This window comes from Blastopirellula sp. SH421 (assembly GCF_057808535.1).
Map to the genome: position 1 here is coordinate 1441624 of NZ_CM173712.1, position 22791 is coordinate 1464414.

At 54.8% G+C, this 22791-nt stretch carries 20 protein-coding genes and 1 pseudogene; 7 read left to right on the top strand and 14 right to left on the bottom strand.

The window, feature by feature from the left end:
- The gene (locus SH421x_RS05920; RefSeq protein WP_488854481.1) at positions 1 to 789 is read left to right on the top strand and encodes an ABC transporter ATP-binding protein; all 789 of its coding nucleotides are present in this window, start codon (positions 1 to 3) and stop codon (positions 787 to 789) included.
- A 35-nt stretch (positions 790 to 824) separates the two neighbouring features.
- On the opposite strand, the pseudogene SH421x_RS05925 reads toward SH421x_RS05920, so the two are convergent.
- The 4 genes and pseudogenes from SH421x_RS05925 to SH421x_RS05940 form a co-directional block, all read right to left on the bottom strand.
- A pseudogene (locus SH421x_RS05925) lies at positions 825 to 998 on the bottom strand (transposase); the annotation flags it as partial.
- 101 nt (positions 999 to 1099) lie between these two features.
- The gene (locus SH421x_RS05930; RefSeq protein WP_488854482.1) at positions 1100 to 3955 is read right to left on the bottom strand and encodes a protein kinase domain-containing protein; all 2856 of its coding nucleotides are present in this window, start codon (positions 3953 to 3955) and stop codon (positions 1100 to 1102) included.
- Positions 3904 to 7557 (bottom strand): protein kinase domain-containing protein, encoded by a 3654-nt coding sequence (locus SH421x_RS05935; protein ID WP_488854483.1) that lies wholly within the window; start codon positions 7555 to 7557, stop codon positions 3904 to 3906. Before SH421x_RS05935 ends, SH421x_RS05930 begins: the two co-directional genes overlap by 52 nt.
- Before the next feature lie 125 nt (positions 7558 to 7682).
- Positions 7683 to 8255 carry an ECF-type sigma factor gene (locus SH421x_RS05940; protein WP_488854484.1) on the bottom strand — a complete coding sequence of 191 codons (573 nt, stop codon included), beginning with the start codon at positions 8253 to 8255 and terminating at the stop codon, positions 7683 to 7685.
- Positions 8256 to 8536: 281 nt separating this feature from the next.
- Between SH421x_RS05940 and SH421x_RS05945 the strand changes: the two genes are divergently transcribed.
- Both SH421x_RS05945 and SH421x_RS05950 read left to right on the top strand, forming a co-directional pair.
- Complete coding sequence (locus SH421x_RS05945; RefSeq protein ID WP_488854485.1) at positions 8537 to 9325, top strand: SDR family NAD(P)-dependent oxidoreductase; 789 nt, start codon at positions 8537 to 8539, stop codon at positions 9323 to 9325.
- Between the two features lie 112 nt (positions 9326 to 9437).
- A complete protein-coding gene (locus SH421x_RS05950; protein ID WP_488856414.1) occupies positions 9438 to 10430 on the top strand; it encodes a TIGR01777 family oxidoreductase in 993 nt (330 codons plus the stop codon).
- Here the strand turns inward: SH421x_RS05950 and SH421x_RS05955 are convergent.
- The 3 genes from SH421x_RS05955 to SH421x_RS05965 all read right to left on the bottom strand — a co-directional run bounded on the left by SH421x_RS05955 (position 10382) and on the right by SH421x_RS05965 (position 11901).
- Entirely contained in the window at positions 10382 to 10978 is a 597-nt protein-coding gene (locus SH421x_RS05955) for a DUF4291 domain-containing protein (protein WP_488854486.1), read from the bottom strand. The genes SH421x_RS05950 and SH421x_RS05955 overlap by 49 nt on opposite strands.
- Before the next feature lie 99 nt (positions 10979 to 11077).
- Positions 11078 to 11446 (bottom strand): DUF488 domain-containing protein, encoded by a 369-nt coding sequence (locus SH421x_RS05960; RefSeq protein ID WP_488854487.1) that lies wholly within the window; start codon positions 11444 to 11446, stop codon positions 11078 to 11080.
- 35 nt (positions 11447 to 11481) lie between these two features.
- The gene (locus tag SH421x_RS05965; RefSeq protein ID WP_488854488.1) at positions 11482 to 11901 is read right to left on the bottom strand and encodes an Rrf2 family transcriptional regulator; all 420 of its coding nucleotides are present in this window, start codon (positions 11899 to 11901) and stop codon (positions 11482 to 11484) included.
- Between the two features lie 137 nt (positions 11902 to 12038).
- Between SH421x_RS05965 and hmpA the strand changes: the two genes are divergently transcribed.
- Positions 12039 to 13280: an NO-inducible flavohemoprotein gene (gene hmpA, locus SH421x_RS05970; protein WP_488854489.1), complete on the top strand. Its 1242-nt coding sequence runs from the start codon at positions 12039 to 12041 to the stop codon at positions 13278 to 13280.
- A 132-nt stretch (positions 13281 to 13412) separates the two neighbouring features.
- Here hmpA and SH421x_RS05975 read toward each other — a convergent pair whose 3' ends face one another.
- The 3 genes from SH421x_RS05975 to SH421x_RS05985 form a co-directional block, all read right to left on the bottom strand.
- Positions 13413 to 14717 carry a hypothetical protein gene (locus SH421x_RS05975; protein ID WP_488854490.1) on the bottom strand — a complete coding sequence of 435 codons (1305 nt, stop codon included), beginning with the start codon at positions 14715 to 14717 and terminating at the stop codon, positions 13413 to 13415.
- 3 nt (positions 14718 to 14720) lie between these two features.
- Positions 14721 to 15305, bottom strand: coding sequence for a c-type heme family protein (locus SH421x_RS05980; RefSeq protein WP_488854491.1), 585 nt, complete (start codon positions 15303 to 15305; stop codon positions 14721 to 14723).
- Positions 15306 to 15379: 74 nt separating this feature from the next.
- Positions 15380 to 15796 (bottom strand): RrF2 family transcriptional regulator, encoded by a 417-nt coding sequence (locus tag SH421x_RS05985; protein WP_488854492.1) that lies wholly within the window; start codon positions 15794 to 15796, stop codon positions 15380 to 15382.
- Positions 15797 to 15987: 191 nt separating this feature from the next.
- Between SH421x_RS05985 and SH421x_RS05990 the strand changes: the two genes are divergently transcribed.
- Positions 15988 to 16185 carry a DUF542 domain-containing protein gene (locus tag SH421x_RS05990; RefSeq protein ID WP_488854493.1) on the top strand — a complete coding sequence of 66 codons (198 nt, stop codon included), beginning with the start codon at positions 15988 to 15990 and terminating at the stop codon, positions 16183 to 16185.
- 228 nt (positions 16186 to 16413) lie between these two features.
- On the opposite strand, the gene SH421x_RS05995 is transcribed toward SH421x_RS05990, so the two are convergent.
- Both SH421x_RS05995 and SH421x_RS06000 read right to left on the bottom strand, forming a co-directional pair.
- Positions 16414 to 17889, bottom strand: a complete 1476-nt coding sequence (locus SH421x_RS05995; protein WP_488854494.1) for a M81 family metallopeptidase — start codon at positions 17887 to 17889, stop codon at positions 16414 to 16416.
- 11 nt (positions 17890 to 17900) lie between these two features.
- Complete coding sequence (locus SH421x_RS06000; RefSeq protein ID WP_488854495.1) at positions 17901 to 18290, bottom strand: RidA family protein; 390 nt, start codon at positions 18288 to 18290, stop codon at positions 17901 to 17903.
- A gap of 134 nt (positions 18291 to 18424) precedes the next feature.
- On the opposite strand from SH421x_RS06000, the gene SH421x_RS06005 reads away from it, so the two are divergent.
- Both SH421x_RS06005 and SH421x_RS06010 read left to right on the top strand, forming a co-directional pair.
- On the top strand, positions 18425 to 19726 hold the full coding sequence (locus SH421x_RS06005) for an aspartate aminotransferase family protein (protein ID WP_488854496.1): 1302 nt from the start codon (positions 18425 to 18427) through the stop codon (positions 19724 to 19726).
- Positions 19717 to 20568: a fumarylacetoacetate hydrolase family protein gene (locus SH421x_RS06010; RefSeq protein ID WP_488854497.1), complete on the top strand. Its 852-nt coding sequence runs from the start codon at positions 19717 to 19719 to the stop codon at positions 20566 to 20568. The genes SH421x_RS06005 and SH421x_RS06010 overlap by 10 nt, the downstream gene beginning before the upstream one ends.
- A gap of 65 nt (positions 20569 to 20633) precedes the next feature.
- Here SH421x_RS06010 and SH421x_RS06015 read toward each other — a convergent pair whose 3' ends face one another.
- Both SH421x_RS06015 and SH421x_RS06020 read right to left on the bottom strand, forming a co-directional pair.
- The gene (locus SH421x_RS06015; RefSeq protein WP_488854498.1) at positions 20634 to 21779 is read right to left on the bottom strand and encodes an SGNH/GDSL hydrolase family protein; all 1146 of its coding nucleotides are present in this window, start codon (positions 21777 to 21779) and stop codon (positions 20634 to 20636) included.
- Positions 21780 to 21933: 154 nt separating this feature from the next.
- Positions 21934 to 22704, bottom strand: coding sequence for a HEAT repeat domain-containing protein (locus SH421x_RS06020; RefSeq protein ID WP_488854499.1), 771 nt, complete (start codon positions 22702 to 22704; stop codon positions 21934 to 21936).
- Positions 22705 to 22791 lie beyond the last annotated feature (87 nt).

Here is a 22791-nt window from a genome sequence, read left to right on the forward strand (position 1 = left end):
ATGCATTCACTCGCCTCCGCAGAATTGACAGTCGGATACGATCGGCGAATCGTCATCGAACAGCTTTCGGTTTCGCTTCCCGTCGGAAAAATCACGGTGATCGTGGGCGCCAATGGATCAGGAAAATCGACCGCGCTGAAAGCATTCTCCCGAATTCTCTCTCCTTACGGCGGCAGCGTTGTGCTGGATGGCCAGTCGATTCACGATATGCCTTCCAGAGAACTGGCGCAACGACTAAGCATTCTTCCCCAGTCGTCCCAGGCGCCTGACAGTCTTACCGTGGGAGAACTAGTATCGTACGGTCGCTACCCCCATCGACGATGGCTCGCTTCACTAGGAAGCGAAGACAAAGCGAAAATTGATTGGGCGCTTGATACCGTCGCACTGATGGACATGCGAGATCGTCCCGTGGCGGCGCTTTCTGGCGGGCAACAACAACGCGTCTGGATCGCAATGACGCTTGCGCAAGGGGCAGAGATTCTCTTGCTGGACGAGCCGACGAGTCATCTCGACACGTGCCATCAACTTGAAGTAATGGAACTGCTCGCCCGCTTGAATCGAGACGAGGGAAAAACAATCGTCATGGTATTGCACGACTTGAATTTGGCCGCCCGCTATGCGCATCACATGGTTGCGTTGAAGGAGGGACAAATCGTCGACCAGGGATCGCCCTATGAAGTCATGAACAGCGACACCCTGAAAACCGTCTTCACCATCGATGCGCACATCACGCGCGATCCGCGCAGCGGCGCTCCGATGTGCATCGCCTACATTTCCGGAACCGCATAATGCGAGTTCAGGCGGCGGGCGGTTGATTGGGGCTAGGCGGGGGCGACCTGAAGGCGCCCTGTTTCATCCAAGGACTTCTTCCATTTGCGAAGCAGGGTTTCACCCATACTCAAGTCTTAGGCGACGGCTGCATACGACAGGCGTTGTTTGTTGATCTTTCTGACGGCAGCCAGTTTGAATTCTCGGCTGAATGTTCGACGCTTGGGCATCGATCCAATCTCCTGTCAGGCAAGGCTGGCATCTCTCGGTTCACGGTCAACTTTTCGTGGGCAATTCTATCCCTTTCGGATAAAAGCTTGCCTGAAAAAAACTATGGCCCCACGCGTTGTAGCATGAGAGGCGTTCTGATCGGTGGGATATCTCCACCGTCCCAGAAAATGCTGCTTTGCGGGATGGAGACGTGGAGTTTTTCTACCATGGCTTTGGTGACCTTGGTCTTGCGGAGAAACAGCATCTTTAGATTTACCAATCCTTCTAGTTTGGGAAGTCCCTGGTCGGTAATTTGCGTTTCGTCGAGACGGAGAAATTGCAGGTTCTTTAGTCCCTGCAACGAATTGAGCCCTTGGTCTGATATCGCCGTTTTGTTGAGGTCCAGGTTTTCTAGCAACGGTAACTCGGCCAGATGCACGAGGGCTGCATCGGTGATCTTTGTATTCGAGAGCAGCAAAATCTTTAAGCCTTTCAGCTTGGCGACCGGGGGCAAATGCTCGTCTTTGACCTGCGGTGAAGCGATGTCGAGACTCATCAATTGGGGCGAGTTGGCCAGCGCTGTCAGGTTGGCGTAATCGAATTGCTCGTTTTGAAAATCGGCGCGCAGTAATTTCGTTAATTTGAAATGGTGCAATTCGTCACCGGTGGCCGCAGAGCCGCTGAGGTTGAGCACCTCTAGGTTGGTGTTGTGCCGAAAGTTGGCCAGGCCTTGATCGGTGCAGTATTTTTCTGGCGCTAAGCTTTCGAGATTGGTCGTCGCGGCAAAAAATTGCAGATCCTCCTCGGTCAGGCGAGGGTTGCGGCCAAATTGGATGCCGGTAAGTCGAAAGGGTCCTGGGGGAAGATCTTGGATGCGGGTTATCGGGACATAGTCTTCGCCGTTGACGTAGACGTTACTACCGCTCGAAATTGCATAGGCCGCACAGCGGCGATCCGGGAGAACATCGGCAGGCAAAATGGTTCGCTTGAGGATGCGCATTTCGCCGGGGGGATAATTTTTGCGCGACGTCGGCGTCTCGAACATGCCTGGCTCGATCTTGGGAAAGCCTTCCCACAACAGTGTGCCATCGGGTTGGGTTACCTTCAAATTACGCCAAGCGACGGCGACGCCGATAGATCCGAGCCCGATCTGCCCTTGCTTAAATGTCGCATCACGTTGGTCGAATAGTTCGATATCGTCGACCCAGCAGCGGATTCGATCACCACGAACTTCTAGATGCGCTTTGTACCAAAATTCGTTTTGCGGCCGATTTTGTTGATAGGAGCCAAGCTGCGACTCTTCGCCGCGCTCGACTTTTTCAAGCACTGTCGAACTCCACGCGGCGTTGTCAATGGTGTAGCGATAGTAATCGTCTGGTGACTGGGCACGAAACAGGATGGAGCCTACCCGTGCGTGAGGACTGCCGCACAGGTTCATGCTTTCGACATCGATGTTGTAGTCGGTCCAAGTCGGATCGCCAAACAGCCAATGGCTGTCAACCGGTTCGGTCTGCACCAACTGACCGTCATGGAAAATCCAAACGCCACTGGGGATCACGGGAGAAGCGGCGACGACAGGCGGTGGAGCGATCACGGGAAGATCGGGGAGGGGCGGCTGTGAAAAGATTCCTTCGATGAGCGGCGCGGCCAGCAATCCGACGACCGCCAGCAAAAAGAAGACGGTGATCCCGATCCCTAGTGCGCTGGGGATTCGCCGCAGTGCCGGAGTCGTCGCGGATTGCGCGTTAGTCGCTGTGCTCGGCGGCGGTGGGGCGAACGGTGAGACTTCTCCTCTTTCTAAGTCGCCAAGTCGTTGGGCGACTTCCGACGCTGTCTGAATTCGATCCTCCAGATTTTTGGCGAGCAACTTGTCGATGATCGCGGTTAACGCGCTGGGGATTTCGGGGATGATGTCGTTGATTGGTCGCGGGGTCTCTTCGACAACGCGCTTCATGACGGCATAGTGAGACGGCGCGCGGAAGGGGGAGCGACCACTGGACATGATGTAGAGGACGCTGCCGAGACTAAAGAGATCGCTGCGTTGATCAAGCGTTTCGCCGCGGGCTTGCTCGGGCGACATATAAAGGGGCGTACCGGCGATGGCGCCGCTTCTTGTTAGGATGGCGTCGTCGACGGTGCGAGCCAAACCAAAATCGCCCAGCTTGACGCTGAGGCCGCCTGCATCAATCAAGATATTGCATGGTTTGAGATCGCGATGGATCAGTCCCTGAGCATGCGCCGCGGCGAGTCCGGCGGCGATTTGCCGCCCGAAGAGGAGGATCTGGGGAAGCTCGAACGGGCCGTTCTGATCAATCTGGTTTTGGATCGTCCCGCCTTCGAGATATTCCATGACCAAATAGGGGATCGGCAGATCTTCGACCGCGTGGATATTGACTACATTGTTGTGCCGAACGCCGGCCGCGGCTCGGGCTTCACGCAAAAATCGTTTGCGAGCAGGCGAAGTCGCCGAGAACTCTGGGGCAATAATTTTGATGGCGACCGTACGATGCAGCTTTTCGTCAAAGGCCTTCAAGACAATGCCGCATCCGCCGCGGCCCAGCACCTCACGTACTTCATAATGTGCGAGCCGACCCAGCGAACCGGGCTGCTGCGACGGTTCTAAAAACGAAAGATCGACCTGAGAATAATCGCCATCTGGTTGGGGGCGAGTTTCTTCGGACGGGTCGAGGTGGTCGGCGAGATTTGCAAATTGGGCCAGGATTGGGACTTCTAAAAAATCGCCGCTACGGGCGTGTGCGGCGAGTAGCGATTCAACTTGCACGCGCATCGCCGGATCATTTTCACAGACCGTATCCAAATAATGCGAGCGCGCCAACGGATCGTCGATCTCGAGGGCGGCAAAGAAGATGGATTGTTCGTTCATGGTCGAAATTAACCGAGAGTAGCAGTGCTTGGGCGCGGTGATCAACGCGACATTGGCGGTGACTTCGGATCGCCGTCCCAGACGATCTGGCATTGGGGCAGCATCAGCCGGAGGACCTCGATTCCTGCGGCGGTGATCTCTGGGTTTTTCTCTAGCGACAGCGTTCTGAGCGAATTTAAACCGTGCATCCGCAGCAGTCCTTGGTCGGTGATTTTCATCAAGTTGGCTAACTTTAGCTCGGTTAAGTTCGGTAAATTATCCAAGCGGCCAAGGCTTTCATCGGTGATGTATACGGTATCTAGGCACAGCGTTTTCAGCTTTTTGAGACTGAAGAAATATTGAAGGCCCTTGTCGTTTACGTTCATGCCGCCGAGCGTGACATGCTCTAGGTTAGGAAATCGCTGGACCACGGCGAATTCGTCGTCGCGGATATTCGTACGGACAAGTTCCAGGGACTCGAGCTGTTCACACTTCGCGAACTGTAGAAGTCCCGCAGAAATAATGGGGACTTCCACGAAAGAAAGATCCCTCAGCTCTTTATTTTGGGATAAGATCGACAACCCCGCGGTGCTGATGTTTCGGTTGTTTTCAAACGCAATCCTTTTCAAATGCGTCGTCCCGGCAAAGTATTTCAATCCGTCGTCGGTTGCGGTTTGTCCATCCAAGAAGCGGACGCCGGTTAAATGAAAGGGTGGAGATGGAACCCGCTGTGTGGGAGGATGATGTTCTTGGTTATCGTCCAAATAAATCATCGCGCCGAGTGAACGCGCATAGGCGGCTGCTTTGAGATCTGGCGTTTGATTCCAGTCAATTCGGCAGCCGGGTAGTGCGGCGCTAAGCTCGCGGACGCCCTCTGCGGTGACTTGGGTTTGGTCCAAATCGAGAAAAGTCAAATGAGAAAATGTTGCTAACTCTTGCAGGCCTGCGTCGGTAATATTGGTATCGGAGAGATCCAAGAATTTTAGGTTACTGCATTCTCGCAAATCAGGCAGAGCCGCATCTGTGATCTGGGCGCCTCCTAGCAAAATGCTGTGCAGCTTAGGGCATTCTTTTAGACTGGCGACGCCGGCGTCAGTGATGTCCGTGTATTTGACTCCTAAGACTTCGAGCCTTTTTAGTTGAGAGATATACTTCAAACTGCTGTCTGAAATCGCAGCCTGATTGAGCATGAGCAAGCTGAGCAATGGAAAGTTGGTCAGCGTCTCCAAATCGCGATCATCGACATTTGGCGTGTTTAGCAACAGATATTTTAGCCGGGAGCATTTCTGAAGACTTGTCAGCACAGCGCCGGTGCAGGCAGTCCCACAGAGGTTAAGCGTTTCCAATTCGCGATTATTGGCCAGCAGCGCCACTTCTTTGTCTGTGAGGTCGACCGAACAACTGACCGAAAATGTTCTCAGATGCCGCGTCTCGGAAAAGTTTGGCATATCGCGGGGAGATAAGATCGAGTTCCCTTCGACGCGAACGGAGGTTAACCAAAAGGGATGGGGAGGGAGACTTGTGACGTCACGCAGCTCGTCGCTTGAATTGTTAACACGAACTTTTCCGCCGGTTCGGATAACGGAGATCGCAGCCTCGCGATCCGACACGACCCGTCGAGAACGCTTGCGAGGTTTTTCATCATCTAGGTACTGTTTTATATCAGGGAATCCTTGCCAGAGCGTCTTGCCGTCAGGGGACGTCACCCGAAAATCTCGCCAACTGGTTGGTGAGTTCCAGGTTCCTAATCCGATCATGCCCTTAGAAAACATTTGATCTGGCGGGTTTTCGACCGTATGGCCGTCGATCGAAAAGGTGAACTGCGATCCTCGTACCTGTAGATCGATTGGATACCAGGTATCTTCTTGGAAATTGGAACCATACGAATGCCGCACGTGTTCGGCGATTCCGCCAGAGATAGCTTGGATACCAGAGCTTGTGCCATAGTTGCTGTTCTCATTAATCGAAAATCGATATCCGTCATCGCGTGACTGTGCGCGAAAATAAAGTTGACTAAGTGCCGCGGATGGAATCACGCGCGAGGTTTTAAACTGAAACGTGATGTTATAATCGGTCCACTGAGGATCGCCGAAAAAAAGGAGCGACTCGCCGAGTTGGCTCTGTTGCAACTCGCCATCCTCTAGGCTCCAGTCACCGCTAATAATTTCGATCGGAGGCGGATTCTGGTGCAGCAGGGCCGCCATTTGGATCTGTCCCAGGGATTTGAATTCGACATGTCTTGGTTGGTGTTCGAATACAAAGATTCGTCTGCGTTGCACCACGTGGCCCTGCTCGCTGGCGATCAACAGATGTTCACCGGCAGGTAGGTTGAGCTTATAAACGCCTGGCCGAGCAAACTGGCGACCCATTCCGGCAATTTCTACCGTAATACCGGGGTCGACAATGTTGATCACTAGTTGCCCTTTTCCCAATCCGACTTGACGCAGGTAAGGAAGAGAGAGAGCCGTATAACCAGAGATCTCGCTAAAACCGAAAATCAAACAGCAGGTCAATAGCACCATCGAAAGGATGACGCGCCATCGTGGGATCCACGAAGCCGGAGCAGGCGAAAGTTCTAACGCTGTGGGGGCACTAATAACTTGGCCGTGGATGGCGAGCTCTCGCTCAAACGTTTGTAAGATGTCGGCGACTTCTGCGGCGGATAGCGTTCGCTGCGCAGGATGCTTGACCAGCAGTTTGCTAATCAAAGCATCCAGCCAGGCGGGTGCTGCGGGAATCGAGTGCGAAACAAGCGGCGGATTTTCTTCGACCACTTTGCGTAGCACGGCATAGGTCGTCGGCGCTTCAAACGGCGACTTTCCAACGCACATGGCATAGAAAACTGAGCCGAGGCTAAACAAGTCGCTTTTTGAGTCGAGTGGAGCGTCAGTCGCTTGCTCTGGCGACATAAACAAAGGAGTGCCGGCGATTTCGCCGCTTCGCGTGAGCCCGGTGTCATCTACGGTCCTAGCCAGCCCAAAGTCGCTGATCTGCACATGCTGTCCGGTGGCATCGAGCAAGATGTTACCCGGTTTGATGTCGCGGTGGATTAGGCCGCGTGCATGTGCGGCCGCTAGGCCAGCGGCGATCTGTTGAGCGACATGTACAAAGGATGCGATCTCTAGCGGACCCGAGGCGTTGAGCTTTTGCTGAAGGGTTGAGCCTTCGACGTATTCCATCGCCAGAAATGGGATTGGGTGCTCTTCGACCGAAAATGTATGGACGACATGGGGATGGTCAATCGAAGCGGCGGATCGTGCTTCTCGCAGAAAACGCTGCCGCGTCCTTTCGGAGCCTGCAACTTCAGGAGCGATCACTTTGACCGCGACAATCCGCCGAAGTTTCTCATCAAACGCTTTCAGGACGATTCCGCACCCGCCGCGGCCCAGGATTTCTAAGATCTCGTAGTGCGCGAGTCGACCGAGCGATTCGGGAGAATGCGGGGGCTCTAAGAAAGTTAGCGAGATCGGCGTGGTTGTCGCGGTATCTGCATTTAATTGCGTGCTGGCGTCGGCCTGTTTGTCGGCTGCGTCTACTGCAGGTTGCCACAAAATGGGACTTGCCAGAAATTCGCCGCTGCGCTGATGAGCCGCGATCAGTGACTCTATCGATTGCCGTAATTGCGTATTATCGCCGCACCGCGAGTCCAAAAATTTGGCTCTGGCAGTTGGATCCTCGATTTCGAGTGCGTCAAGAAAGATCGATTCTTCTTGCATTCAAAGTCAGGGGTTTCGCGGGATACAACAGGAAAGTCAACGCTGAGCCGAACGGAATCCAATAGGGGGCCAGATGATGTTATGAAGAACAGTGCGTATTTGCCGAGCCCAAGCGGCCAAAAATGTCATTCGGGCTTTGAGGGCTCTTCCGATTCGATCTCGCGGCGGAGCCAAGCGCGAGCATAGGTCCAAAGTCGCCGCGTGGTTCGCTCGGAAACATTCATGATTTGAGCCGCTTCGGCGTGCGAAAGTCCGGTAAAATAGCAAAGTTGCACCAGTTCTGCCGCCGCTGGATTGATATCAGCCAGACGGGTAAGCGCCTCATCCAAGGCCAGAATGTCTTCGTGAGGTTGGGGGAATGTGGCGACGTCGTCCAGTTCGCGACGGACAAATTCGCCACCTCGTTTGACGGCTTGCTTGCTGCGTGCATGATCGATCAAGATGCGGCGAATCGAGATCGCGGCGGCCGAAAAAAAATGTTCACGGCTTTTCCATTGGTCCGCTGCGGAAGTGCCGACCAGCCGCAGATAGGCTTCGTGCACGAGGGCTGTCGGTTGCAGCGTGTGCCCGGGTCTTTCCTGAGACAAATGAGCGGCGGCCAACCGGCGGAGTTGATCATATACCAGCGGAAAAAGTCGATCCGCCGCATGGGGATCGCCTGTTTCCAGTGCTTGGACTGCTGCGAGAAACTCGGTCATGCCTGCTTGGGTTTTTCATTCTGAGAGTGGAGTCATCGCCGCGAATACGTTGTGACGCGGCCGCTGCGCTGGCTGAGCACAAACTGCTGTTCTATTGTAAGTGAGCGCCGCTTGCTTCGTAGGGAAAAATGGAATGCCATGGTGGAGAAAATAAGATTGTCGAGATTCTCTCCCAAAAAAAACTTTCAGCGGCGACGTATCGCGAACGTGGTAAAAGACATCAAAACGACGAGTGATAAATTTTGCGCAATCAATAACCATCGAGCAGACAAGAGCCAAGCATGGATTTGCAATTAGCAGGAAAAACAGCGTTGGTAACCGGTTCGACCGGCGGGATTGGGTTGGCGATCGCCACTTCGCTGGCGCGCGAAGGGGCGAGGACGATAGTCAACGGTCGATCCGAAAAGAGCGTCGCCGCGGCATTGGTTGCTCTGCGGAGTGCGGTTCCCGATGCCGATTTGGTTCCATTGGTTGCCGACAATGGGACCGCGCTGGGATGTCAGGCGACGATAGACGCTTTTCCGGCGGTGGATGTTTTGGTCAACAATTTGGGAATCTATGAAGCGGTTGGTTTTTTTGAAGAGACCGATGAAGCCTGGCAACGTTTGTTTGAGATCAACATCATGAGCGGCGTGCGGCTAAGCCGGCATTATCTGGCAGGCATGCTGCAGCGCAATGAGGGGCGGATCATTTTTATCTCCAGCGAGTCAGGCGTCAGCCCGGCGCCGGAGATGGCCCACTATAGCGCGACCAAGACGATGCAATTGTCGATCTCGCGCAGTCTGGCCGAGCTGACCAAAGGGACGGCGGTAACCGTCAACAGCGTGCTGCCCGGCTCTACCATGACCGAAAGCGTGCAGCAGTTTGTGGCCGATGTCTTTCCCGGTGTTCCGGCAGAGGAAGCGGAGAAGAAATTCATAGTTGAGAACCGGCCTACGTCGCTGATTCAGCGGTTTATTGATCCCGCCGAGATTGGCGACGCGGTCGCCTTTGTCTGCAGCCCCAAAGCGTCTGCGATCAATGGCGCCGCGCTGCGCGTGGATGGGGGGATTGTAAAGAGCGTTGTCTAACGCGATTTCTATTTCATCCGCGGCATGGTCCTCTAGCGTAGCGGTTATCACTCCCCTTAGTTTGCGGTTAACTGCAGAGGAACTGTTTTCGGTAGAAAGGTAGCGTTGCGTGATGATTGCTAACGATGCGGCTGGACGGATTGTGATTGCGGGTGGCAGCGGATTTTTAGGGAGTTCGTTGGCTGCGCACTTGTCGGCCGCCGGAGCCGAGGTGGTGATTCTTTCGCGCTCGAAGCCGAAGGTGGTTGGTGCTGGGCGGCATGTGGCTTGGGATGCGCGGACCGTGGGAGACTGGGCGCAACAATTAGAGGGCGCCGCCGCCGTCATCAATCTCACTGGGCGTAGTGTTAACTGCATCAAGTCGCCGGACCATCAAGACGAGATCCTCCGCTCGCGCGTCGAATCGACGCAGGTGTTGGGGGTAGCGATGCGGAGGCTGTCGACGCCTCCGCCGGTGTGGGTGCAGATGAGCACGGCTCATATTTATGGAGACCCACCGCAGTTGGTTTGCAGTGAAGAGTCGCCGACCGGGATCGGTTTTGCCCCGACGATTGGAAAAGCATGGGAAGCCGCATTCGCCGCAGCCCGGTTGCCGCAGCAACGGGGTGTTGTGCTGCGAACCAGCTTTGTGATTGGCCGCGACCAAGGCGCCGGCGGCGGAGCGTTGGCCCATTTGGCCGGACTGGCGCGCTGGGGATTGGGAGGAAAAATTGGCCATGGCCAACAAGGGATGAGTTGGATTCATGAGCTTGACATGAATCGCATCTTCGCGCGTGCAGTGAACGATCCAACCATGCAAGGCGTTTACATCGCCTCGGCGCCGCAGCCGGTCTCGATGCTCGAGTTTATGCGAACAATGCGTAAAGCAGTAGGGATGCCGATCGGACTGCCTGCTCCGGCTTGGCTGGTTCGGTTGGGCGCCAAATATGTATTGCGGACCGATCCTGAGTTGCCGCTCTATGGACGGTTTGTTGTCTCCACAAGATTGCCGGCCGAGGGCTTTGCATTTCAGTTTCCGCACTTGGCCGGTGCGCTGGCGGACTTGCTAAAGCGGCGTCACGACTCGATGCCGAGTCGGACTGCGGTAGCTGGTGTGACGCGATAGATTGACTCATGCGGTAGCAAACGCTTTGCTTTGTCATAGTCTCCGGCCTGGCAGAATTGCCGCAACTTGGCGACGAGTGGAGTCAGATCGACAATTTCCTGCGTCCAGTTTTCGGCGAACTCCGTGATGAGATGGCGCCCGATCCCAACCTGAATGGCGCGGTGCTCCAGCTTTTTCCCGCGCAGGGAACGCTCGGGATCCCATTGGACATGGACCGTTGCCGTCTCAAATTGGGTGCGCCAATCATCCTGCGAACGATGGATACCGGAGTGGTAGGAAGTGAGAACTCCTTGGTCGAGCGCCGCATCCCAGCCGCTGCGAGTAATTCGCACCGCCAAGATCCGGGTTTGATTCACTTTGGCGCCCCACCCGCTGCGCTGCATCAACCACAAAAACGAGGGTTTGATCCAAGTCATACGCTGAGATGAAAATGGGGGAACAAACTTGCCTGCCGATAGTGCGGCAGCAGCGATCGCATCGTTGTATGCCTGATAGACGACGATCGTCTCGCGATCATAGCTGGCGCGAATTTCTCGATAGTCGGACATGAAATGAGAGCAGCCTGAGTTGCGAAAGGTTGGCGTAGCAGGGAAGCAAAGTTTGCTGCGTTGGGAGAGAGACGCCGAGTTATCGCCGGGTTCGCGGAATTATTGGGTCGCTTGCAGTCTTTGTTCTAAGAAGGCTTTCAGCACGGGCAGATGTCCTTGGCTGATTTCTTTGGTCGCGGTTAATAAGGTGATCCGGGGGCTAGTGTGTTGCTGCAGAAAATCATCGGCCTGAGCGTGCAGCGATTTTAATTCGGCTTGGTACTTGGTTACAAACTCTGGATAGCGCTCGGGATCTGCATGCAACCATTTTCTTAATTCGTGAGAAGGGGCGAGCTCCTTAGCCCAGACGTCAAGCTGGGCGTCCGCTTTGGCCACGCCGCGCGGCCACAAGCGATCCGCAAGTACACGAATTCCATCGGCGTTACTGGGCGGGTCATAAATGCGTTTGGTTTGAAGCTGGCGATTCATCCTGAAACCTCCGATTGGATTCGCGATCAAACGCGTTAAGGAAAATCGCACAGGGGGACGATCGGACTTGTCGAGTCCAAGATGGCCTGGATGGTGACCCCGCGAAATGCTTCTTCGGTAGCGGCATACGCGCGATCAAGTTCGCGGTGCAGCGGGCAAAGTTCGGTGTGCGAGACCAGGCCCAGCGGGCACTCGCGGATCCGTTCGACCGGGCCGACGGCGTTGACCACATCCAGGATTGTTAATTCCTGGGGAGGGGTGCAAAGCTCGTAGCCGCCGCCGGGACCGGGACGCGATTGCACAATCTTGGCGCCGGCTAGATCTTGCAGCACGCGATGGAGGTAACGCCGCGGAACTTTGGTCTTTTCGGCGACCAAATCGGCAGAGGCGGCGCCTGTGTTGGCGGCGAGATAGGCGACGGCTCGCAGTGCATATTCGGCGGTTTTGGAAAGCACGGAGGACCCCTCATTTTGGAAAATCGGCAAACATGTACCTTGACGTGCAGGTTTAATCATGTACCTTTTGGTGTAGATATTCAATTTACACCAGTTTTCGTCAGTGAACAACTCACGATTTGCCCGGGAACCCAATCATGCTCAGCGAACAAACGATTCAGATTGTGAAGCAGATCACCCCTTTGGTGGCCGCGAATGCCGAGACGGTCACACGGTTGTTTTACGCGCGAATGTTTGCGGAAAACCCGGAAGTGAAGGTCTTTTTTAATCAAGCACACCAGCACTCGGGCGGTCAGCAGCGGGCTTTGGCCGGAGCGATTTGCGCCTATTTTTCGAACATTGACAATTTGGCGGCGCTTGGCCCAGCGGTCGAGCTGATCGCTCAAAAGCATTGCTCGTTACGGATCCAGCCAGAGCACTATCCGATTGTCGGCAAGCACTTGCTAGCGGCAATTAAAGAGGTGATGGGGGATGCTGCGACGGACGAAGTGCTGGCTGCCGCCGCCGAAGCTTATCAATTTTTGGCGTCGGTCTTTATCGATCGGGAACGGCAGATTTATGAAGAGCAGCGGACGCTACCTGGCGGCTGGAATGGCTATCGCAAATTTATCGTCGAACGCAAAGTTCCTGAAAGCGATGTGGTTACTTCCTTCTATTTGCGTCCCGCCGACGGCGGCAAGCTGCCAGCATTCAAGCCGGGGCAATATGTCACCGTGCAAATCAATCACCCAACCACGCCGACCTCTCCACGCAACTACAGTCTCTCGGATGCTGCAGGCATGTCGCACTATCGGATCAGCGTCAAACGGGAGCCGGCCTTCTTGGCGGGTGCTCCGGAGGGACTAATCTCGAACTATTTGCATGATGCGGTAGGGCAGGGGGATGTGTTGGAATTGGGACCACCGTGCGGCGAATTTACCATCCAGCCAATCCAAGCAACGGAAAGCCCGGTGGTGTTTTTGGCGGGCGGAATTGGGGTAACGCCGTTGCTGTCGATGTTGAAGTCGTTAGTGCTCCAAGGGAACAAACGCCCTCTCATTTTTATGCAGGCAGCTCGGGACAGTAGCGTCCACGCATTTGCCGACGAAATCAACACGCTGAAAGAAAGTGCGAGCAATCTTTCGACCCAAGTCTTGTATGATCAAGCCGCCCCTGAGGACGTCGACAGTGGACGCTGTGATCGCGAGGGCTTGATTGATACAGACTTGCTCCGCGACTACACACCCTATGCAGAAGCCGATTACTTTTTCTGTGGACCGAAACCGTTCATGCAAAACGTTTATCGTAGCTTGAAAGAACTGGGTGTAGATGAATCGCGGATTCACTTCGAATTTTTCGGCCCGCGACAAGAGATTGTCAGCCAACCGCAGGCCGCTTAACGAAGTCATCCAGAGGCTTCAAATACATCGTTCTGAAAGGGGGGAGGTGCGTGACTCTTGTGGACCACCTCCCTTTTTGCACTAGCGAGCCGATTGTTGGGTTGCGCTCTGCTGCACCCAATCTACTCCAGATCATTTCGGCCACAGCTCTGGCTTTGTTTCGGTCAAGATCTGGCGGATTGCGCGACGATCTTCTGACGTGAGATGGGCAAAAGCTTTGTCCTGATCGTCACCCGATAGGACCTCTTGAAGTCGCCGTTGGACGTATTGCTTGACCTTGGCCGGCAACTGATCAAATGACTCGCTATAGATCAGGTAACTGCAGGGATACTTGAACAGTCGAGTTTGCAAATCGAAATCGCGGAGTGATCGTGCTTGCGAATCACGCGGCCCTTGGGACACAAATTCGCTTGCGAATTCGGAGGTTCCCGTTATAGGCGACGCGAGTGGGAACTCGTCAACAAACAGCATATAGCGGAGCAGCTTTTCGCCTGCGGCTTCGATACGTCGATGCGTGGTATCGCTCTCGTATTCGTCTGTACGGTCGAGTGCTTTGTTCATGACTTGATCATGGTGTTGTGCCTGACGCGTTTCAAAATTGGCCAGCGTCAGAAAGTTGTGCATCTGGGTTTGGTGTTCCAGCACCATGAGTGCGACTATATCGCTATGCGGCGTTAAGTAGGGAGTGAGATCTAGTTTGGTCGATAGGTCGGTCAAGTTAGCGCCGGCTTCGCGATCGATATTTTCAGCATCATTGCGATCACGCGAAATGACGTTTCCCATGTGACGCATCGTCCCGTGCTGGCCGGTGACGTACCAACCTCCCCAGCGTTCGTCGAAGGGACTGCTATGATCCGTCGTAAATGTCCCGGATCCATAGTGGGGTTGGCCTGAAGCGTTCACAAATGCCGAGCGGATCAATCCGCCGGGAACTCCCTGCGTGCGTGAAGTTGCGTGACAGGTGATGCATTGACCACGATCCTGCAGAAACTTCGGCGGCTCTTCCTTTTCTTGCGACAGCGTATAGAAGACCGCTCCATGCTGGGGATCGGTCGTCATGATCTCAAGCACGTCTCCCCCTTGCACCCAGCCCACGTAGGAATCGTCATTAAAATAAAGGGCGCGTGGGCGGCGGGGTGAAATCTTGGGAAGCTGAAAGCTGGTCTTGGAATAGACCAGTACTTGGGATTGGGGCGAGATGTTCAACTGCTCCAGCACAGATTTCAGATAGCCATGTTCCGGCTCATACTCTAACTGCGACGGATTGGCGTTGAGTTGCATTTGTATCTGGGCGACCGGATTGTCCCGCAGATCTGCGCCGTAGTTAATTGGTTCTCGTTCAAAATCAAACTGTGCCCAGAGCGGCGGCGTCAGGAGGAAACAGAAGCCGCAAAGAAGAGCGTTGCGCACCATGGTCATGAAGGCGTTTCGCAGCATGACTTACTTCTCCTGTTCTTCCACTGGCATCGAAATCACTAGGGCGGCCAGTCGAGCATTCGTATTGGTTCGATGCGGAACATGACACTTCAGGCAACGCGAAGAAAGTCGGATGGCGCCTGCAAAGCGGTATTGATCCTGTTCGACCGCTTCATGATGTTCGGACTCTCCTTTTGCGAGCGTCTTGGCGGCGATTTTCTCAAAAGGGCTAGTCGGTTCATTGTCGATGTTCATTGCATCCGTATTTACTGAGATCCAGCGAACGGTCACATTATGGCTGCGCGCTAATTCGGCGAAGACGTCTTCCAGTGATCGCGACGGAATCGCATGCGATTCTTCTTCGTCAAAAAAGTCGCGATGCACCACTTGCAACGCTCCATGAATCGTTTCGTACAATAGCCGCGCACGAGCGCGGGCCTCGGACAATCCGATCGGCGTTTTCGCGGTTAGGCTTTTCTCCGTGGGGGGGACGATTTTGTCGCCTACTTCTGCGGCCAGTGTTTCGCTTTGTAAGAAAGCGAAGCCGCTGGTCGCCAGAACGATTGCGATCCACAGCAGGGGCCGGATGTTGGCCGCTTGAAGATCCATGGGTTCCGCCTATTGCCTTAGGTGTTGATTGGTATAAATAAGTGGTCGCAAGGGCCGCTGTCGCGTCGACAGGTTTATAGCAGCTGCAATTGTCGTGAGGTCGGCGCGACATCGGCCAAGGTCACGCTGTCGAGATATTCGCGCTGCACGCGCTCCGCTTCGGCGAGCGCCCCTTTGAGTTTGCAAAAGGATTGAATCACGCAAATATCTTCGGCTCCAATGCAGTCGAGCAGGTGCGTGCTTCCCTCGAACTGCTCGATCACGACTCCTAAGCGAATCTCTTGAGGTTGGCGAGCTAGTTCGATGCCTCCGCCGACGCCGCGAACGCTGCGGACATAGCCCAATTTCGCTAACGTATTGACGACTTTCGCGACATGATGCACCGAAATGTCAAACAACTGCGCTACGTCAGACACGTTTGCTCGACTTGAGCGCGTCGCGAGGAACATCAACGTTCGCAGCGCGTAATCGGTTTGCGTAGTGAGCTTCATCGGGCTTAATTCTTGAAAGATGTATAAGTTGTACGTCTTTTACATGAATACCTTGCCGGGACCTCCTCGTCAAGGTAAAAACGAACGTATCCAGGCAATCCAGCAGAACCCCGAACCGGGGGCAGCGTTGTGTTGGCCCTGATGAAGTTTCTGGCCAGAAGCGAATCTGCGCGATTCAATGAGAAGTAACGATGGCACACTGTTCGCTGGAAACTTCAGTCCCGGATTGGGTAATCGATCATCCCGAGACGTTAACGCTGTTTCAAGAGTTGGGGATCGATTACTGCTGCGGTGGTAAGTCTTTGGATTTTGCGTGCCAAGAGCAAGGGCACTGCCCGCAGGAAGTCTGGAGAAAGCTCTGCAATCTGATCGGCGCCGTCGATGGGTAGATGCAAGTTCGTTGGGGTGGGTGAGAGTAACTTAACCGAAGCGACGTGCAAAGCGGGCTGATCGCCAGTGGGCGTACCAGGTTCGTTTGGCTGAGTCGCTGGAAAAGCGTCGTTTTCGTGATCCGTCTGGCATGGTTCTGTCCTCCGCAAAAGGATTGTCTTCTTCCTTTACAAAGCGGAAAACGAAATCGAATATTACCAACAAAATCTCCAAACTTCGGGAAAGCCTCACCAAGTAGTGCCTGTTTCAAATGGATACATGGGGACTCGGCGATGCGAATATTGCAACCGATCGAGATTGGCAGTCGTAACGCCAGGCGTATCAACACGGATAAATGAAGGGCAAACGCTCGTATAAGCGGCCAAAGGCGCGTTGACACCCTTGGCGACAATAATCTGGAAGTCGCTGGGCGCCAGATTACAGTACGTTAGCTGTCGGAGCGACCATGGGGCTGTTCGCTGTGAAGTGATTTGCATCGTGAGACCTGTTTGGGGCCGAACGATCGCGGTGGGGCCCATGTCAAATTCAGTCTTTCCGCCGTGACGCGGCTGCTCTTCGGCGAATTTTCCTTCGTGCAGCGAGAGGATCTCGCAAGTGACCTGTAGCGGCTCTCCATGCATGCGGTCTTGCCAAGCGCCGATTGTAAGGGGACTGACGGCTCCAACACCGGCTGAAGTCGCCGCGTCGACCGCTGCCGGATCGCAGATCGCGACAAACGCGCGATCGATTTTCCGCTCGATCAAGCGTTGGGCGATGCAGGTTCCATCGGCTGGCGAGCCAGCACCGACGTTGTCGCCCATGTCGAGCAAGCAGACAGGCCCAGCAATTGTTAGCGCTTGATCAATGGCAGTATCAATACTACAGAACAAACCTAGCGTGTTAGCGCGGTCGTTCCACATGCGCTCGGCCAACTCAGCCGCGGTGCTGGCGGCAAGATCAGCGTTGTCATCGGCAATGCAAAGCATTGCCGATCCCATCTCGGCGACGTCGGAATAGGGAAAGCCGTAGAAGAGACTAGCGCCAAGGATGCCCGGTCGATTGCGAACTTCTGATACCCATTCAGCATATTGCTGACAGGGAAACTCGGTAGAGCATTGTCGCTCGATATTGATTGCCAATGGTGGATAGGCGGCTGCTTGCCGGGGACGGATTTCTCCGCGCAATGTACGAGCCATCATCTTAGCCGCTTCTCGTCCTCGATCGGATTGATCGATGTGTGGATTGGTCCGATACGAAAAGAGGGCATCGGTCGCCGCGACCATTTGCGGCGAAAGATTCGCATGTGGGTCGAGGGTCCCCATGATTGGTTTGTCAGAGCCAAAGGCTTCGCGGACGGCCTGCATCCAGTAGCCATCGGCATCGGGATGGTTTTCGGCGACGGTCGCTCCGTGGGGAGCGATCAACAGACCCTCCAGCTGATCGTGCTGCGCCAACTGCTCCAACATGCGTTTGACCAGTTCGTCAAACGTAGCGGCCGCGATGACTCCGCTGGGAAGCGCGCGCGCTGCAAAAATTCCGACCGGCTCGATCTCGGCCAGGCGCAGGCCCGTGATAAAGCCGGCAACCTCATGATGGGCCGTTTCATATCTCGGAATGATCTCATCGCCGGTCAGTAAAAGATCGTGACGAAAATTGTCGAGAGTGGTTGGCGCCGCGACGAAGGTATTCGACTCATGCAGCAACGAGATGATGCCAACGCGCATTGTTCCAGCTCCTAGGCGAGACGCGGCGCAACGGCGACGACGTCGATTTCATACTTTAGCAGCGTACCCAAACAGCCCATCAACGTCGTGCGTGCGGGGTAGGGAGCTTCAAAGTATTCGGCGTAGATCTGATTAAATTCGGCCAGGTCTGACTGGGCGCCGACGTAATTGCGCGTTTGCACAATGTCGTTCATCGTCAGCCCGGCGGCGGAGAGAATCTTGCGGATATTCTCGAGGCTGCGTCGCATCTCGCCTGCGAAAGTATCGTTGACGATCTGCCCTGTTTCGTCGACCGAAGCTTGCCCCGAGACAAAGACGAACTGCCCCACTTGGACCGCAGGGCTGAACGGCAGGTGACTAACCGGAGTATCGGGGTTTTGGATTGCGTGGAAGGGTTTCACGGAAACTCCTTGACTTCTATTATGCTGAACAATAGATTCAGAATACTGGAACGCCTGGCAAATGTCAAAGCGTTCCATACCCGTTTGATTTTGCTGCGTGAATCGCTCAGGCAGCGTCCTACCTGGAGTAATTTATGGCTTCCACAGAAACGACAACTCGTTCTGCAGAGCTTTATCAGCGTGCTTGTCGCTCGTTGGCGACCGGCGTATCAAGTTCGTTGCGGCGTTTTGTGACTGAAACGCCTTTGTATATTGAACATGCCGACGGCGCTCACTTTTATGATGTCGATGGCAATTGCCGAGCCGACTATACGCTAGGTTGGGGGCCGTTGATCGTCGGGTCAAATCATGCCGGCATCAATGACGCTGTTGCGCGGCAGTTGGCCAAGGGGTACACCTATGGTTGTCAGCACATCGCCGAAATTGAATTGGCAGAGCTGATTGTCGATTCGGTTCCCGGTGTCGAGCAGGTGATCTTCTCGAACACTGGTACTGAAGCAATCCAGGCCGCGATTCGCATTGCACGCGCACACACTGGCCGCGACAAAATTTTGAAATTTGAAGGGCACTACCATGGTTGGTTGAACAACGTGCTGGTCTCGTACCGCCCCAAGTCGGAAGATACGACGCTGGCGCAACCAACCTGCGGCGGACAACCGGCTAGCGAATATGCCGATACGTTGGTCTTGCCTTGGAATAACGAGGAAGCCTTAAAAGACTTGTTTGCTCGCTGCGGCAGTGAAATTGCCTGCGTACTGACCGAGCCGATTTTGGCGAACTCCGGCAGTTGTATGCCGCGGCCTGGGTACCTAGAAACGTTGATCGAACTTTGCCGTGAATATGGCGCCGTATCGATCTTTGATGAAGTGATCACCGGATTCCGCATCGCGTTGGGCGGAGCTCGCGAGTATTTTGGGTTGGAACCAGTTCTTTCGGTGTATGGCAAAGCATTGGCCGGTGGTTTTACGATGTCGGCAGTCGGCGGCCGCGCCGAGATGTTTGAAGTGTTACGCGATCAGCGGACGATCCACTCTGGCACCTATAACGGCACGACGTTTAATATCGTCGCCGCGATCGAGACGATTCGTGAGTTGCGCAAGCCGGGGACCTACGAGCGGATGGAAGCCCATGGCAAAGCAGTCGCCAACGCGATCACCACTGCGGCGGCCGAGGTTGGTTTAGACGTGGTGGTCAGCGGTGTCGGTTCTATCTTTTCGGTACACTTTGGGGTCAAGCAACCGCCGCGCGACTATCGCGAGACAACCAAGACCGACATGCAGACTTACACGCGCTTTCGCGCGGCGATGCTCAACAACGGCGTCCAACTATTGCCTGACGCACGTTGGTACGTGGGAACGCAACATGACGAGGCTGTTTTGGAGCATGTCATTACAGCGATTAAATCATCGATGAAGGATACAGTGCGATGCAGTTAATTCAGTTTGGCCCATTGGGTAAAGAGCAGCCAGGATTATTGACCGCTTCTGGCGTGCGGAAAGACTTAAGCTCGGTCTTTGCTCGTTACGATCGCGAGTTTTTCCAGTCGGGCGGAATAGCGCGGTTGTTCGAGATCAGCGGCGAGCTTGATTCGTATCCTGAAGTTGCGAAGGATGTTCGCTGGGGAGCGCCGATCGCGCGGCCCGGTAAGGTTGTGTGCATTGGTTTGAACTACGCCGATCACGCGACCGAATCGGGAATGCCGATTCCGGCTGAGCCGATCATCTTTTTCAAAGCGGCCAATACGGTGGTTGGTCCGTATGATGAGGTATTGATTCCGCGCAAGAGCGAGAAGACCGACTGGGAAGTCGAGCTTGGGGTGGTGATCGGCAAAGACGCGCGCTATCTCGACAGCGTCGATCAGGCAGCAGCACATATCGCCGGATATTGCGTGTCGCATGACGTCTCGGAGCGTCATTTTCAATTGGAGCGAGGCGGCCAATGGGTGAAGGGCAAGAGCTGCGATACGTTCAATCCGCTTGGCCCGTTTTTAGCGACTCCAGACGAAATCCCAAATGTCAATGAGTTGGCGATGTCGTTGGATGTCAACGGAGAGCGGATGCAAACCGGCAATACGCGGACGATGATCTTTGACCCGTATTATTTGATCTATTACCTGTCGCAGTTTATGACGCTGGAAGCCGGCGACTTGATCTCAACCGGTACTCCGCCGGGAGTAGGCTTGGGAATGAAGCCTCCTCGGTTTCTGAAGGCCGGCGATCAGATTGCGTTGTCGATCGCCGGACTAGGAGAGCAACGTCAGGCTTGTAAGAACGCCTAGCATTGCCTTGTGTTAAATATTGAGTGCTCCACGGCTCACCAAGCCGTGGAGCACGACGTTCTTTTTTATTTATGGGCTGTGATCCACTCGCCAATAATCTCACTAGCCGCACGTTTGTCATCCGGTCGCCGCTCAATCCAGAGCAGATCTTTGCCGGCGATAATGCGACGCGCCAAATCGAGATAGGGTTGTTGCTGCTGCGTTGCAGCCGATAGCTCTAGCGGCAGGATTGGAACTACATCCCAATCTCCGCCGCTATACGGTAAGCTGTAACATAGAACCCACTGATAGTTGTGGATAAATTCTGGCTGCGGCGCCAAACAGGCTTGGGGGGGAAGCGGCGGTATTACTAGGTGCGGATTGAGGCCTCGAACTTGCTTGGCCCACTCCAGAGCGTCGGCTATGGTTTGCTCTTTGGCTGGCCAGACAACCACTTCAAATTTCGCCTTGGGATAGAGGCGACGAAATTGCTCGGGGATCATTGTGTCATACGGAGCAGCGGCGACCAGCTTGATTGTTTCGTTGCGGGCCAATCGATCCAAGGTGACGCTGAGCGTACCAATCGGAAGCGGCGTTTCCTGGAAAGCAATCGAATGGCCGGCGATCCTAGAGCCGATCAATTCAGCAAAGCGGAGATGCCCAGTCATGTTGGGGTGAATCTCATCGCACATCAGCAAGAACCAGCCGAGCGGATCTTGACTGCGAAGCTGTTGCCATTGGGCGAAGAGATCGACCAGCGGCAAATTTAACTCGGCGGCGATCTTGCGTTCGGCGGCGACATATTGCGCTAATTTGGCTTCTGGACGTGGTTCGGTTTCGGACACGGCGTTCGGCGTGCAAAGCAAGACTTCGGCGCCTGCGTCTTGGCAGTGCTGAATAATCTTGCGCAAGTTCTGCTGGTACTGGTCAAGCGGAATCCGAGCGACATCGTTCATGCCGAAACTGATGATTACCAGTTGCGGGTGTTTCGCAAGCACATCGCGTTCGATCCGCGCCAGCGCGTTGACGGTCGTATTGCCGCTTACTCCGGCGTTGATCATTTGCAGTTTGGCTTCGGGAGAGGCTTGTTGCAAGAGAAGCCCCAGCATGTCGCACCAGGCGCGTTTGCTGCCGCTGTGATAATAGGCGCCGGTGATGCTGTCGCCAAAGCAGATGATCTTTGTTGGCTCGCCAGCGGCGAGTCGCTGACGGACCTTGCTGAGGCCATCCATCCGATTTTCTTGGGCAAGATTAGGTGCTGTGGAGAATAAAAGTATGACCAAGAGTGCAGCGATACTGCGACACCCGGTTAGTTGAGTGCTAGCCATCGTTTTTGATCTCTTTGCGTTGTCTTTATGTTTTGAAGTGTGGTGCTCGCTGTTGACCTTACTCACTTTTCTCCATCATGAACAACGCTTGCGCAGCGCGGATCCGAACATCCAGCTCATCGTCATCGAGCATTTTTGTAAGGGCTGGGATCGCTGCAGCAATCTTTGCGTGGCCGCAAAATTCGGCCGCATAGACGCGTACCGCGGGATCTTCGTGGGTGAGATCGCGCTGCAGCGCCGCGCAACCAGCTTCGTCGCCAAACGTCGCAAGCGCAGCGTGAAAGTAGACTTGGTGGCGAGGATCGGTGACTGACTTGCTCCGCTCGCGGACGGCGGCGATCTCACTTTCTGTAATCTTGCGATCGTCACCGCTGACGGCCATCGTCCAAACGGCCAATCGCGCCATGTTGTCATCCTTGCTGATCAAGCAGTTGTGTATCCATCGCGAAGCATCTGGATCGCCATGCCGGGCCAGGGCAGCCGCCGCCAACAGTTGCTTGATCGGCAGTTTCTCGTCGGCCAAATGTTGCTTCAGTAACTCACCATCACCGATTTGCTGGACCTTGAAAAGAGACTCGCAGGCATGTCCATGACCATAGGGATCCTCGCTGGCCAGCACCTCCCACAGGACGCTGATCGCCGAGGTGTCGCCTGCTCGAAACAGTTCGCGGGCAACTCCGCAGCGATGCTGGGCGTCTTCTACGGTTGATAACTTTGGCGCGAGAGCGGTGCGAACTTCATCGCCGCAGCCAACCAGCGTCAGCGCTTCGGCGGCGTGCATTGAGGGCCAGAACTGATCGCTCATGAGTCCATCACGTAAGGTTTTCATGCAATGATCCCGGGTGGCTGTGGTGAGACTTGTCGGCTTTTCGGCGGCGGCGGTTGAGAAGCCGAGGAGGATTAAAGTAGGGATTGT